This window comes from Erwinia aphidicola, from assembly GCF_014773485.1.
Classification (GTDB): domain Bacteria; phylum Pseudomonadota; class Gammaproteobacteria; order Enterobacterales; family Enterobacteriaceae; genus Erwinia; species Erwinia aphidicola.
The window spans coordinates 1-14160 of sequence record NZ_JACXBP010000001.1 but is presented as its reverse complement, the minus strand read 5'-3'; the positions used below and the strand labels follow the sequence as shown (position 1 = coordinate 14160).

Sequence of the window (14160 nt, the reverse complement as noted above, 5' to 3'; positions counted from 1 at the left end):
AGGCTAAATTGACAAATGCCAGGCTTTCTTGACGAATACAGATTTGCCTGAGGTCAGGCCGCACGAATTACCATAAGCAGAATCCATCCACTCGCCAGCGCCCAGGCCAGCATCGGCAGAGAGTAGAGGTGGAAGTGCCACCAGATACTGCGATCTTTCGCCATACGCAGCGCAATCAGATTCGCCAGCGAACCCGGCAGCAGCCCGAAGCCACCGATATTGACCGCCCAGGCCAGCAGCAGAGAAGGCGGCAGACTGCTAAGCAGCAAGATGGTGGCCGGTACGTTGCTGATAACCTGCGACAGCCCGGCGGCCAGCAGATATTGCCCGCCGTAGGAGAGCTGCCCCACGGAGGCTAATGCGCTCTGCAGCACCGGCAGGCGGGTGAGCAGGAACACGTCAATAAACATGGCGATAAACACCACCAGCAGGCTCCAGTCGATGCTGAGCAGAATGCGGCGCGACAGCAGCAGGAAGCTGACAAACACCAGCAGCAGTCCCCAGGCAGCCACATCCAGCTCCAGTGCCACGATAAACAGCACATAGAGCAGCGCGCTTGCCACCAGCAGCCGGCGTTGCCAGGAAGCGTCTTCCTGCCCGCCATGGCGCTCGATTCTCTTTGGCGGGAAACAGATAGCGGTCAGTAGCAGCAGGCTCAACACCAGCCACGCCGCCAGCGGCAGCATCTGCCAGATAAAACCGGCGAATCCCAGCTCGCCGTGGCGCCATAACAGGATGTTTTGCGGGTTACCGATCGGCGTCAGCAGCGAACCGGCGTTGACCGCCAGCGCTTCAAAGATGATCAGCCGGGCAATCGGCAGTGCGGAGTATTTGCGCAGCGATAAGGTCAGCGGCACCAGGATAAACAGTGCCACGTCATTGGTCAGAAAGGTGGACAGCAGCGCGGCGGCAGCAACCAGAAACAGCGCCAGCTGGCGCTGATGGTGAAAGCCCTGCACCAGTCGGCGCCCCAGCACATCGAAATAGCCGCTGGCTTCGATGCCTTTGGTCAGCATCAGCAGGCCGCACAGGGTCACCATGGTAGGCCAGTCAACGGCACGCGGCAGTTCGGCCAGTTTAAAAGGAACGAAGCAGGCCAGCAGCAGGCCCAGAACCACTAACAAATGCAGAAATCGATCGTGCAAAAAAGGTCTGAGCAGTGAGGTCATGCTGGCGCACCTGGCGTTATTGACGGCTTTCGCTGAATTTTTGGAATATTGCCAGCGTCTCATCGCTGACGTGATGTTCGATACCTTCCGCATCGCGGCGCGCCGTATCCGGGCTGATGCCTAAGGCCAGCAGGAAAGATTCGACGATATGATGGCGTTCGCGGCTCTCTTCAGCCAGCGTTTCACCTTCCGGCGTCAAAAAGACGCCGCGATAAGGCACCTGTTCTACCAGGCCTACGGTAGCAAGGCGCTTAAGCATTTTTGCTACGGTGGGCTGTGACACGCCCAGGCGGGCGGCCATATCGACCTGGCGAGCTTCGCCAAACTCCCGAATCAAATCTGAGATGAGTTCAACATAGTCATCGATCAGCTCACGACGATGTGCTTCACGTACCTGGCGGAAGCCTTCGACATGCTCTTCGATATCTTTCAGTGGCGCGGGCACTGCAACTTTTGCGCGACGACTCATTCAGCTTCCTCTTGTTCTTATCCACTACGACTATAACCCTGCCGCAGCGGTCATTGGTGGCACATTGTAAACGAACCACTGAGAAGCACAAAATTTAGCGTAATAGCACTGGTTAAGAGTTATAGCCTGTGCTATACCTGTAGATAATTCACTCATATCCTGACTGACCGGAGGGCCATCAGATGAAATTACCCCTAATCCTGAAATTATTTAGCCGCTCGCCGTTTACGCTGCGCTTAATGCTGCTGGAAATGTTGACGCATCCGAAGCCTGGTCCCCAGGCTTCTTAAAACCCGCAGACGCTGCCCTTCACTATTTTGTTTACTACTTCACAGAACGTATTGATATTGCTGGTTGCCTTTACTCAAAACAGCGATTATCTTGCCAGCCTTTCGTAAAGAGTGCCGGCAGTCGGGCCCCCCCCCTCCTCCTTATCTTCTGATGTCTTACGAGCTGTATCGGCAGTCAGCGGCTTCGGTGTGCATCGAAGCGGCCGCTTTGGAATGACCTGATAAGAACCAATAATGAACCTGACCTTAATTAAAACTGCGACGGCGGTGCGTTACCGTGCGTGGCTTAGCCCGTATATTGGGCTGTATCTGCTGTTGTCCGTCCTGATCAATCTGTCTTTTGGCTACCCGCTTAGCGGCCTTTACAGCCTGGCATTTTGCGCGCTGCTGATGCTGCTGGCAGCGGTTGCGCCCAGAGCGCAGAAGTGCCTGATTGCTATCGCTGCGCTGCTTGCCGGATTTTACTACCCATTCGGCCAGGTTTATGGCCCGCCGAACTTCAACACCCTACTGGCACTGCACGCCACTAACGCTGAAGAAACCAGCGAGATCCTGGCCATCTTTCCGCTGCACGACTATCTGATTGGGCTGGTTATTCTGGCGCTGGGTCTCGTCGCGCTATGGCGTAAACCGATGCCAGCGCAAGGCTGGAGCCACAGGGAGAGCGCCTGCCTGGCATTTGTCGTGGTGGCATGGCTGACCCAGCCGCTGCTCAACCAGATGACCGGCGGCGTATTCAACCTGAAAGACACCGGTATTCCGCTGGCGCGCTTCGTTAAAGACACCGTGGAGAGCAAGTTGTCGGTCGACAAAGAGATCGACCGCATGAACCAGCTGGCAACGCTGAAAGATGACTGGCACGTGACCGCGGTAAAGCCGCACCAGCAGATCTACGTGGTGGTGATCGGTGAAAGCGCCCGCCGCGATGCGCTGGGCGCGTTCGGTGGCCGCTGGGACAACACGCCGTTCGCCAGCCAGCTCAACGGGCAGTTTTTCACCCACTACAGCGCTGCGGCCTCATCCACGCAAAAGTCTCTCGGCCTGACGTTGACTCAGGTCGTGGGCGGTAAGCCGGAATATCAGAACAATATTATTACGCTGGCTAACCGCGCCGGATTCGATACCTGGTGGCTCTCCAACCAGGGGCAAATTGGCCAGTTCGATACCCCGATTGCCAGCATTGCCCGCCGGGCAAAAACGGTGCACTTTTTGAAAGATGGGGATTTCGAAGCGGATAAAGCCACGCGCGATGAGGACCTGCTGAAGTACACCCCTGAGGCGCTTGCCCGCCCGGTGGATCGCCCGCGCCTGCTGGTTTATCACCTGGTTGGCTCGCATCCGAAAGCCTGCGACCGCACGCGCGGCCGTTACGTAGAACGCCTGCACTCGCTGGAAACCTCCTGCTATCTCTACAGCATTACCCAGACCGACGGTTTTCTGCAGCAGCTGTGGCAACAGCTGCACAGCAGCGGCCTGAGCTTCTCCCTGATCTATTTTTCCGATCACGGCCTGGCACTGAAGGAGAAAGGGACGCGCAATGAGTATCTGACTCATGACGATAAGTATCGCCAGAATTTTGAGGTACCGCTGTTTATCACTTCCAGCGACGACAGCCGACACCAGCTGATCCCTGCTGCACGTTCGGCAAATGATTTCCTGCTGCTGTTCTCCCAGTGGAGCGGCATTCAGGCGCGGGAAATTGCGCCGGGCTATCGGTTTGTTTCCGCTGATAAAGCGCCGCCGATTGAAGTGACCAACTTCAAGCTTCAGCGCCTGCCGTTCAGCCAGCTTCAGCAGGATCCGTTCGGAAAATAGATAAAAAAAATCCGCCCCTTGGGGCGGATTCTTCAGCGCTGAACCGGTAAACGGTTCTGGCGGTGACAACTTAGAAGCTGTAACCTACGCCAGCAGTCCAGGTGCCAACGTCAACGCTGCGGATACGGCTCTGCTCGTAGCCCACGTCCAGAGCGATGTCCTGGATTGGGTTGAACTGCAGGCCAGCACCGTAGGAGAAACCTACGTCGCTTGAATCAGATTTTTCACGGTTTGGTTCGTTGTACTGGTATTTACCGTAGCCGATACCTACAACGCCGTAGATGCTTGCCCAGTCGTTCAGACGGTAAGCTGGACCACCAGTGATGCCGTAATACTGGCCCTTGATGTAGTCGCCTGCGTCAGTACGATCTTTCTCTGTGTAAGTGAAAGAGCCGATGTAGCCCAGAGCATCGCTGCCGTTTTCGTAGCGGTACTTCAGGTTGAAGCCGTTAGCTTTGTTAGCAACGCCCTGATAGTCGCTCTGCGCATAACCAGCAGAAACGGTGCTTTTTGCCATTGCTGAACCAGCAGATACTGCCAGAACGCAAGCCAGTGCTGAAAGACATGCAATTTTTTTCATAAACCACCTCAAATGTGAAAGTACTTCTCTCCTGACAACGCTGAAAATATAACAAAAAACAGCAAGAAACTCTGCCCTGATTTCATTGTCTAATGAAAAGTTTGGTGTAACAGAAAGTTAATGATGCAATGTATGTCATTCTTTTTACTTATGATTATCACCAAATCCTGCCGGGCAATTATCACTGTAAAAAAAGGTTCATTGAGATAATTCCTAATTGATTTTGACATTTCTTTACCAGAATGGCCCTATTTTCACCCTTTCCTGACAATTTTTTTGCCCGCTCACAGCGTTTTTTTTCGCCTTACAGTACACTGAGGCCGTCATTTTCATGTCACGGATCAACAAAGGCTGGAATACAGGATGTCCTTAACTCATGCAAAGCACGCTGTCTGGTTACCGGTTCTGGTACTCATCATTGCAATGACTTCGATTCAGGGAGGCGCCGCGCTGGCGAAAACCCTGTTTCCGACCGTGGGCGCGCCGGGTATCACTGCGCTGCGACTTGGGCTGGGCACCCTGATACTGTGCCTGATTTTCAAGCCCTGGCGCCTGCGATTCAGCCGCAGCCAGCTGGTACCGCTGGCAATCTATGGTCTGGCGCTCGGCGGGATGAATTATAGCTTTTATCTGGCGATCCGCACCGTTCCCCTCGGCATTGCCGTGGCGCTGGAGTTCACCGGTCCGCTGGTGCTGGCGCTGATGGGTTCGCGCCGACCGCTGGATTTTATCTGGGTTGCGCTGGCGGTGGTCGGCCTTTACTTCTTACTGCCAATCGGCCACGACATCGGAAGTGTAGATCCAGAAGGGGCGTTGCTGGCCCTCACCGCGGGCGCACTGTGGGCGCTGTATATCCTTGCCGGGCAGCGGGCGGGCAGTCAGCACGGACCTGCCACCGTCGCGGCGGGGTCGCTGATTGGCTCACTGGTGTTTGTTCCGCTCGGGCTGATTTATGCCAACCCCGGGGTCTGGACGCTCTCTTTAATTCCGATTGGCCTGGCGATAGCCGTGCTCTCCAGCGCCCTGCCCTATTCGCTGGAAATGGTGGCCCTGACGCGCCTGCCGGCTAAAACGTTCGGGACGTTAATGAGCCTGGAACCGGCGATGGCGGCCATTTCAGGCATGCTGTTTTTGGGTGAGGTTCTGAGCCTGGTACAGTGGCTAGCGCTGCTGGCTATCATTGCCGCCTCGGCGGGCTCTACCTTGACCATGCGCCCGTCGAAGCAAAAAATCGACCCGGTCAGTGAGCTAAGAGAATAAACGGTTCTCACCTGCTGGTATAATCGCTGCCGGGTGAGAATTATCTTATTAGTTAATAACAAAATACCCTCAGGTGAATAAAAGGTTAATTACTCCTCTCTGACATATTTTGTTATTCTTTTAATTAAAAAAATAAAGCCAGCAGCATGATAAAAATAAAGCCATTACAAAACAACAAGATAAAACCACAATAACAATGAAAATCATTCTTATCCTTATTTAAAAAAGGACCAGTTTACGTTTATTTAATCAACAGCGTGCTGCTATCCCATCAATAGGCGCTAACTTCCAGGCAGGCTTTAAAAGCGGTGCTATACTTAATCCCGTATTTAGGACAACCTGACTATTAAGAGGATATTAATATGAGTACCGCTAAACTGGTTAAAGCAAAATCTTCCGATCTGATTTACACCCGTAACGACGTGGCTGAAGACGAGAAAAAAGCCACTATCGAGGTGCTTAATCGTCTGGTTACCGAGTTTATCGATCTGTCGCTGATCACCAAGCAGGCGCACTGGAACATGCGTGGCGCGAACTTTATCGGCGTGCATGAGATGCTGGATGGATTCCGCACCGCAATTACCGAGCACCAGGACACCATTGCAGAACGTGTGGTGCAGTTAGGTGGCGTGGCGCTGGGCACAGTGCAGATCGTGAAGGATAAAACTCCGCTGAAAAGCTACCCGCTGAATATTCACAGCGTGCAGGATCACCTGAAAGCGCTGGCTGACCGCTACGCAGTGGTTGCTAACGACACGCGCAAAGCGATTAGCGAAGTGCCGGATGAAGACACCGCCGATATCTTCACCGCGGCTTCTCGCGACCTCGATAAGTTCCTGTGGTTTATCGAATCTAACATCGAATAGTTCCGTTACTGCGCCCTGTCCGGCGCAGCTTTTGGAAACCCTGAACCCTAAGCAGCTGCCGCGTCAGCTGCTTTTTTTTACCCACCGCTCCCAGCAGCCGCCCGGCAAATTGAGCGCTTCTCCCCCCTTTCCAGGTTAAAAATCAGAACTCCATAGCAATAAATTGTTACCGTGCGACATTATCTGTTGTCTTTATCCGATAATTTGTTAAAACTGCCCTGCACCACAAAAAACATCACGCACCAAAACAAGGCACCAAAAGAGTGCAACAGCCTGAATCGTATCAGCTGCTTTAAGAAAAATCGCAATTAACCCGCTGTTTTTCATCGTCATTGCAAACCTGGCACGATTCTTCCATAGGGCTGCGGGCATTTAATTGGGAAAGACCTTTCCTGAAAAGCGATAAGGATAAAATGATGAAGTCAATTTTTAAGGTTTCACTTGCCGCGCTGACGCTGGCATTTGCTATGTCTTCCACAGCTGCCGACAAAAAGCTGGTCGTTGCTACCGACACCGCTTTCGTCCCTTTTGAATTCAAACAGGGTGACAAGTATGTCGGTTTCGACATCGACCTGTGGGATGCCATCGCGAAGCAGCTGAATATGGAATACACCCTGAAGCCAATGGATTTCAGCGGCATTATTCCTGCACTGCAAACCCGTAACGTTGACCTTGCGCTGGCCGGTATCACCATTACTGACGAACGTAAGAAAGCGATCGAATTCTCCGACGGTTATTACAAAAGCGGCCTGCTGCTGATGGTGCGTGCCGATAACGACAAAGTGAAAAGCATCAAAGACATGGAAGGCAAAGTGCTGGCAGTGAAAAGCGGCACCGGTTCGGTTGATTACGCAAAAGAGCACATCAAAACCAAAGAGCTGAGTCAGTTCCCGAACATTGACAACGCCTATATGGAACTCGGTATTGGCCGTGCTGACGGCGTGCTGCACGATACGCCAAATATCCTCTATTACATCCATACCGCTGGTAAAGGTAAGTTCAAAACCGTCGGTGACTCTATTGAAGCACAGCAGTACGGTATCGCGTTCCCGAAAGGCAGCGACGACCTGCGTGAAAAAGTGAACGGCGCGCTGAAAACGCTGCGCGACAACGGCACTTACAACACACTGTACAAAAAATGGTTCGGCAGCGAACCTAAATAATTATAAAAACAGCGTTTAGCTTAAACGCAGAGAACGGGATTTCTGCCTCTGCGTTTTTTCCACTTCAACAAAAATGGTTTTAGATCCGGAGAATTAACATGCAGTTTGACTGGAGCGCCATCTGGCCTGCTATTCCAATCCTGCTTGAAGGCGCCAAAATGACCCTGTGGATTTCGGTCCTGGGCCTGCTGGGCGGCGTGATTATCGGCCTGGCCGCTGGCTTTGCCCGCGCTTACGGCGGCTGGATTTCACGTAACATCGCGCTGGTCTTTATCGAGCTGATCCGTGGCACCCCGATTGTGGTGCAGGTGATGTTTATCTATTTTGCTCTGCCTATGGCACTGCCTGACTTCAGAATCGATGCGTTGACCGCTGCAGTGGTCACGATCATGATCAACTCCGGCGCCTACATCGCGGAAATTACCCGTGGTGCGGTGCTGTCGATCAACCGTGGCTTCCGTGAAGCCGGTCTGGCGCTGGGCCTCTCCAGCCGCGAGACGCTGCGCTACGTGATTATGCCGCTGGCGCTGCGCCGCATGCTGCCACCGCTGGGTAACCAGTGGATTGTCAGCATCAAAGACACCTCGCTGTTTATCGTCATTGGCGTGGCGGAACTGACCCGTCAGGGCCAGGAAATTATTGCCGGTAACTTCCGCGCGCTGGAGATCTGGAGCGCCGTTGCCGTTATTTATCTGATTATTACGCTGGTGCTGAGCTTTGTTCTGCGTCGCCTTGAGAGAAGGATGAAAATCCTGTGATTGAATTTAAAAACGTATCCAAGCACTTCGGTGCTACCCAGGTGCTGCACAACATCGATCTGAAAATCAATCAGGGTGAAGTGGTGGTGATTATCGGGCCATCCGGCTCCGGTAAATCCACGCTGCTGCGCTGCATTAACAAGCTGGAAGAGATCACCAGCGGCGATCTGATCGTCGATGGCAAAAAGGTTAACGACCCAAAAGTTGATGACCGCCTAATCCGTCAGGAAGCCGGGATGGTATTCCAGCAGTTCCATCTGTTCCCACAGATGAGCGCGCTGGATAACGTCGCCTTTGGCCCTATCCGCGTGCGCGGCACGAAGAAAGCCGAAGCCCAGCGCCTGGCGCGTGAGCTGTTGGGCAAAGTCGGGCTGGCCGAGCGCGCCAACCACTTCCCTTCCGAGCTTTCCGGTGGTCAGCAGCAGCGCGTGGCGATTGCCCGTGCGCTGGCGGTTAAACCGAAGATGATGCTGTTTGATGAGCCAACCTCGGCCCTCGACCCGGAGCTGCGCCACGAGGTGCTGAAAGTGATGCAGGACCTCGCCGAAGAAGGCATGACGATGGTGATCGTCACGCACGAAGTGGGCTTCGCCCAGAAAGTGGCTTCGCGCCTGATCTTTATCGATAAGGGCCGCATCGCCGAGGATGGTAATCCTGACGAGTTGATCAGCAACCCGCCAAGCGACCGTCTGCGTGAGTTCCTGCAGCACGTGTCGTAATCTGTTCAGGGGCGGCGCCCGCTGCCCCTGCTTTCAATTTATCGCAAAATGCCCTCTTCCTCCCCCACCCGATAATCAGGGTCTATACTTTTCTGCTTTGCGCTAACCGAGGAGAAGAGGATGACAGGATTCGCCAGCACGCTGCGTATCACATTGCTGCTGCTGCTGTTTATCGGTGTGCCGCAGTCACAGGCCGTCAGCCTGCCCGCCGCCGCCGTTGCCGCTTCACACTCCCAGCAGAACAGCGATACTCAGGCCGAGCCGGATCTTAATGATAAAAAAGCCGCCTATGCTGCGCTGGCAAATATTCTCGCTGACGACCCGTCGCGCCAGGAGCTGATTGCACAGTTGCGAAACGCCGCTGCCGCGCAGCCGTCGGGCAAAGCGCCGGTGCTCACGCCCCCGAAAGAGGATGAAGATAAAACCGTGTTGCAGGGCGTCACCGACGTCAGCCGCCACTTTGGCGCCGAGTTTGCCTCACGGCTGCAGCAGCTGCACAGCAGCATCATTAATGCTCCGCATAAGCCCTTTAATCATCAGACATTTTTCAACGCGCTGAGCCATTTCGCCATACTGGCGGGCGCGCTATTTACGTTCTACTGGCTGGTGCGCTGGGCGGTCTCCCCGCTGTACCGCCGCATGGGCGCGTGGGGGCGGCAGAAGAATGCCGACCGCCGCAGCTGGCTGCACCTGCCGGGGATGATTGCCGCGGCCTTTATCATCGACCTGCTGCTGCTGGCGCTGGCGCTGGTCGTCGGGCAGATCCTAAGTGACAATATGAACGCCGGGAGCCGCACCATCGCCTATCAGCAGGGGCTGTTCCTTAACGCCTTTGCGCTCATTGAATTCTTCAAGGCCATCCTGCGCCTGATGTTCTGCCCGCGCTTTCCCGAGCTGCGCTTCTTCCACCTCTCCGACGGCCGCGCTCACTACTGGAATACGCCCCTGAGCTGGTTGAGCGGGCTGATTGGCTACGGCCTGCTGGTGATTGTGCCGATTGTGGCGAATCAGGTGAACGTGCAGGTTGCAGCGCTGGTTAACGTGGCGATCATGGGGCTGATCACCCTGTGGGCGCTGTATCTGATTTTCCATAACCGGCGCAATATCCAGCAGGAGCTGGCGCGCCTGGCAGACCGCTCGCTCTCTTTCTTTGCGCTATTTATCCGTGCGTTTGCGCTGGTGTGGCACTGGCTGGCGAGCGCCTACTTTATTGCGCTGTTCCTGTTTTCAATGTTCAACCCTGGCGACAGCCTGCAGTTTATGATGGCCGCCACAGTGCGCTCGCTGGCGATTGTCGGCATCGGCGCGCTGGTTTCCGGCATGCTGACGCGCTGGATTGGCAAAACTATCGTGCTCTCCCCGGAGCTGCGGCGTAACTACCCCGAGCTGCAAAGCCGGCTCAACGGTTGGGTGTCGGCAATGCTCAAGCTGGCGCGCGTGATCACCGTGTTTGCCGTCACCCTGCTGCTGCTTAATGCCTGGAACCTGTTTGATCTGTGGCACTGGCTGACGGTCGGCGCGGGCGAGAAGCTGGTGGATATTCTGATCCGCATCGTGGTGATCCTGTTCTTCTCCGCCGTGGGCTGGACGCTGCTGGCCAGCATGATCGAAAGCCGGCTGGCGTCTGACTCGCACGGACGGCCGATGCCGAGCGCCCGCGCGCGTACCCTGCTGACGCTGTTCCGTAATGCACTGGCGGTAATTATCAGTACCATCACCATCATGATCCTGCTGTCGGAGATTGGCGTGAATATCGCCCCGCTGCTGGCAGGGGCCGGGGCGCTGGGCCTGGCCGTGTCGTTTGGTTCGCAGACGCTGGTGAAGGATATTATTACCGGCATCTTTATCCAGTTCGAGAACGGCATGAATACCGGCGATCTGGTGACCATTGGCGCCATCACCGGCACCGTGGAGCGCATGTCTATCCGCTCGGTCGGCGTGCGTCAGGATACCGGGGCTTACCATATTATCCCGTGGTCTTCGATTACCACCTTTGCCAACTTCGTGCGCGGCATCGGTTCGTTTGTCGCCAACTATGATGTTGACCGTCGTGAAGAGACTGAAAAGGTGAACGCCACGCTGCAGGCGGCGGTGAAGGAGCTGCTGGAAGACGAGAGCATTCGCGGTATGGTGATCGGCGAGCCGTCATTTGCCGGGCTGGTCGGGCTGACCAATCAGTCATTTACCGTGCGCGTGTCGTTTACTACTCAACCACTGAAGCAGTGGACGGTGCGTTTCGCGCTGGATGGCATGGTGAAGAAGCACTTTGATAAGGCAGGCATTAAGGCACCGCACCAGACGGTGCAGGTGATGCAGAGCGGGGTCGATATTGAAGGTGCCGCCAGTTATAAAGCACTGACGGCACCGGAGTAAGTTATGGCAACTTTACGCAACCAAAATATTTGGAGTTGTGGCAAGGCGGCAAATGCGTGAGTCCCCAGGAGCTTACTTTAGTAAGTGACTGGGGTGAACGCATGCAGCCAACGCAGCTACGGCTTCAAAGATGCAGGTTGCGTGTGCGCTGCGGCTGTTCCATAAAAGTCCAGGCAATAAAGCGGCTTTGTTTCTGCCCCTGGGCCATATCGATGGTGCGCACGGCGGCGACGTCGGCCTCTTCCAGCGCGCGCCACAGCTCCGGCAGGTGCTCTTTGCGCGATACCAGCGTGGTGAACCACACGCACTGGCGGGCAAAGCTGACGCTCTCCTCGATCATGCGCAGGATAAAGGCCACTTCGCCGCCTTCGCACCACAGTTCGTCCTGCTGGCCGCCGAAGTTTAGCGGGGATTTACGGTCCAGGCCGAGGTTGCGCAGCTTACGCTGGCTGCCCTGATGCGCCTCTTCCGCCGAGGCGTGGAACGGCGGGTTACACAGCGTGGCCTGATAGAAGTCACTTTTGTGGATCACGCCGTTGAAGATCGCTTTGGGGTCTTTCTGGCGGCGCAGGCGGATAGCGCGATTCAGGCCCGGATTCGCGGCAATAATGCCGTTAGCGCCGGCCATCGCCTGCTCGTTCACTTCGCTGCCGGTAAAGCGCCACTGGTATTCACTGTGGCCAATCAGCGGGTAGATCAGGTTGGCGCCGCAGCCGACGTCCAGCACGTTAATTTCACGCGGCACCACGCGGCGGTTATCTTCCGCCAGCAGGTCGGCCAGGTGGTGGATGTAGTCAGCGCGCCCCGGCACCGGCGGGCAGAGAAAACCCGGGGGGATATCCCAGTGGGCGATGCCGTAAAAATGGTGCAGCAGCGCCTGATTCAGCGCCTTCACCGCGTCCGGGTTGGCGAAGTCGATTGACTCGCTGCCCCAGTTGTTGACCGCCACAAACGGTGCCAGCGGGGGATGGCTGGCAATCAGCGCAGCGAAATCATAGCGGCCGCTGTGGCGGTTACGCGGGTGAAGCACATTTTTTTCGACGGGGGTTTTCATTGGCGGCTCTCTTATCGGCAGGCGCGTAAGATACCTGCTGTGGTAATAATGGTAAACCACTGACGCCATTTTTCCGCGCTACACAATTTTTTCAGGGAGGTTTTATGTCACGTACACGCTATTCCTATCAACCGAAGCTGGGCCACGGCCTGCCGCACGATCCGCTGAATGCGATTATCGGCCCGCGCCCGATTGGCTGGATCAGTTCGCAAAACGCCAGCGGGCAGCGCAATCTGGCGCCCTACAGCTTCTTTAACTGCTTTAACTACCGCCCGCCGATCATCGGCTTCGCCAGCAGCGGCTGGAAAGACAGCGTGGCCAATATCCAGGAGACCGGCGAATTTGTCTGGAACCTCGCGACCCGTCCGCTGGCGGTGCCGATGAATGAAAGCTCAGCCTCGCTGCCGCACGGCGAAGATGAGTTCACTTATGCCGGTCTGACGGCTGTCCCTGCCACGCAGGTGAATGTCAGCATGGTGGCGGAAAGCCCGGTCAATTTTGAGTGCCGCCTGTCGCAGTGCATTCAGTTGCAGAGTGCCGACGGTGAACAGATCCCGACCTGGCTGGTGCTGGGCGAAGTGGTGGCGATTCATATTGATGATGAGCTGCTGGTCGACGGTATCTATCAGACGGCGAAGGCCGAACCGATCCTGCGTGCCGGCGGCCCAAGCGCCTATTACGGCATCAGCGAGGCGCTACGCTTTGATATGGTCCGGCCGGATGCGCGCGGGTAAAGATTGCTGCCCTTGTCGTAGGGGCGGACCCTCTTTTTCGGTCCGCCCGCAATCAAGAACATCTCCATCGCTAAACAATTCAGCGTCAGGTCTGAGGCCAGTCCGTGCACGCCGGAACGGCAAAAGACGCTCCCTGCGGGCCTCGTCACGCGGCGTCCCTGCCGCGTGACGTCCGTCTTAGCCCGGACTGGCCTCTTCCCCCGCAGCTATGTTCTTGCTGTGAATTAATAAGAATCACGGTGAGATTCATGAGAATGCAAGGCTCAAGGCAGGAATGTCAACGCCAATCACTCTTAACTCTTGAAATATTTATCGTGGTAAGGCAGAATAATTTAATAATTCATATCGACCATTACCACCCTCATAAGCCTAATGAATTTAAATAAGATAAACCAGAAAAATCTTTATTTAAAATCAGAAAACAATATAATATTGCAAATGGAATTATAAAATGATTGCCGGATTATTCTTAAGAAACTTTAAATCATTTAGAAATCAGCACTATATTCCCATAGCACTTGACAGTAACTCATCATATTTTATTGGTGAGAATGGCGTTGGTAAAAGCTCCATATTATCAGCTCTAGATACATTATTAAACCACAATGATATCAACAAACTTGATATAAACAATGAAACTAGAAGCCTAGGTATTGACACAAGAGAACCATTTATAACCCCCGTGTTTCTTATTGAAAAAGAAAAAGTAAGAAAAAACCCAACGATAGCCAAAATACTTGAAGTGATAAGCAACATAACCTGGCAACTAGAGTCTCATGACTTTACATCTCAACTACAAAAAGTCATCTCAGAGAAATTTATTGAACATAAGGAAAAACTTGCCCTTAGTTATAGCGACCTTAAATACTATCTAATCCCAGTTGGTTTTATTAAAAAGAAAACAAATGAA

Annotated in this window: 14 protein-coding genes; 9 read left to right on the top strand and 5 right to left on the bottom strand. The window is 54.5% G+C overall.

The features are described 5' to 3' along the window. Positions 1–53: 53 nt before the first annotated feature. Together ID864_RS00065 and mntR are read right to left on the bottom strand one after the other, a co-directional pair. Complete coding sequence (locus ID864_RS00065; protein ID WP_048916603.1) at positions 54–1169, bottom strand: SLC13 family permease; 1116 nt, start codon at positions 1167–1169, stop codon at positions 54–56. A gap of 16 nt (positions 1170–1185) precedes the next feature. Further along, entirely contained in the window at positions 1186–1638 is a 453-nt protein-coding gene (mntR, locus tag ID864_RS00060; protein ID WP_048916604.1) for a manganese-binding transcriptional regulator MntR, read from the bottom strand. Between the two features lie 524 nt (positions 1639–2162). On the opposite strand from mntR, the gene ID864_RS00055 reads away from it, so the two are divergent. Then, positions 2163–3743 (top strand): phosphoethanolamine transferase, encoded by a 1581-nt coding sequence (locus tag ID864_RS00055; RefSeq protein ID WP_191149223.1) that lies wholly within the window; start codon positions 2163–2165, stop codon positions 3741–3743. 70 nt (positions 3744–3813) lie between these two features. On the opposite strand, the gene ompX is transcribed toward ID864_RS00055, so the two are convergent. Continuing rightward, a complete protein-coding gene (gene ompX, locus ID864_RS00050) occupies positions 3814–4323 on the bottom strand; it encodes an outer membrane protein OmpX (RefSeq protein WP_048916606.1) in 510 nt (169 codons plus the stop codon). Positions 4324–4686: 363 nt separating this feature from the next. Here ompX and rhtA point away from each other — a divergent pair, with 363 nt between their 5' ends. Both rhtA and dps read left to right on the top strand, forming a co-directional pair. After that, a complete protein-coding gene (gene rhtA, locus ID864_RS00045) occupies positions 4687–5583 on the top strand; it encodes a threonine/homoserine exporter RhtA (RefSeq protein WP_099754860.1) in 897 nt (298 codons plus the stop codon). 362 nt (positions 5584–5945) lie between these two features. After that, a complete protein-coding gene (dps, locus tag ID864_RS00040; protein WP_048916608.1) occupies positions 5946–6449 on the top strand; it encodes a DNA starvation/stationary phase protection protein Dps in 504 nt (167 codons plus the stop codon). Positions 6450–6656: 207 nt separating this feature from the next. On the opposite strand, the gene ID864_RS23835 is transcribed toward dps, so the two are convergent. Continuing rightward, positions 6657–6782: a hypothetical protein gene (locus tag ID864_RS23835; RefSeq protein WP_263575949.1), complete on the bottom strand. Its 126-nt coding sequence runs from the start codon at positions 6780–6782 to the stop codon at positions 6657–6659. 83 nt (positions 6783–6865) lie between these two features. Between ID864_RS23835 and glnH the strand changes: the two genes are divergently transcribed. The 4 genes from glnH (at position 6866) to ybiO (ending at position 11462) form a co-directional block, all read left to right on the top strand. Next, positions 6866–7612 (top strand): glutamine ABC transporter substrate-binding protein GlnH, encoded by a 747-nt coding sequence (gene glnH, locus ID864_RS00035; RefSeq protein ID WP_048916609.1) that lies wholly within the window; start codon positions 6866–6868, stop codon positions 7610–7612. A gap of 98 nt (positions 7613–7710) precedes the next feature. After that, a complete protein-coding gene (gene glnP / locus ID864_RS00030; RefSeq protein ID WP_048916610.1) occupies positions 7711–8370 on the top strand; it encodes a glutamine ABC transporter permease GlnP in 660 nt (219 codons plus the stop codon). Continuing rightward, the gene (gene glnQ / locus ID864_RS00025) at positions 8367–9089 is read left to right on the top strand and encodes a glutamine ABC transporter ATP-binding protein GlnQ (protein WP_048916611.1); all 723 of its coding nucleotides are present in this window, start codon (positions 8367–8369) and stop codon (positions 9087–9089) included. The genes glnP and glnQ overlap by 4 nt, the downstream gene beginning before the upstream one ends. A gap of 120 nt (positions 9090–9209) precedes the next feature. Continuing rightward, positions 9210–11462, top strand: a complete 2253-nt coding sequence (ybiO, locus tag ID864_RS00020) for a mechanosensitive channel protein (RefSeq protein WP_191149222.1) — start codon at positions 9210–9212, stop codon at positions 11460–11462. Positions 11463–11586: 124 nt separating this feature from the next. Here ybiO and rlmF read toward each other — a convergent pair whose 3' ends face one another. Continuing rightward, complete coding sequence (rlmF, locus tag ID864_RS00015; RefSeq protein ID WP_191149221.1) at positions 11587–12516, bottom strand: 23S rRNA (adenine(1618)-N(6))-methyltransferase RlmF; 930 nt, start codon at positions 12514–12516, stop codon at positions 11587–11589. Between the two features lie 104 nt (positions 12517–12620). On the opposite strand from rlmF, the gene ID864_RS00010 reads away from it, so the two are divergent. Both ID864_RS00010 and ID864_RS00005 read left to right on the top strand, forming a co-directional pair. After that, positions 12621–13250, top strand: coding sequence for a flavin reductase family protein (locus tag ID864_RS00010; protein ID WP_191149220.1), 630 nt, complete (start codon positions 12621–12623; stop codon positions 13248–13250). A gap of 451 nt (positions 13251–13701) precedes the next feature. Then, positions 13702–14160: AAA family ATPase (locus ID864_RS00005; protein WP_191149219.1), on the top strand; the 459-nt coding region annotated here is incomplete at its 3' end.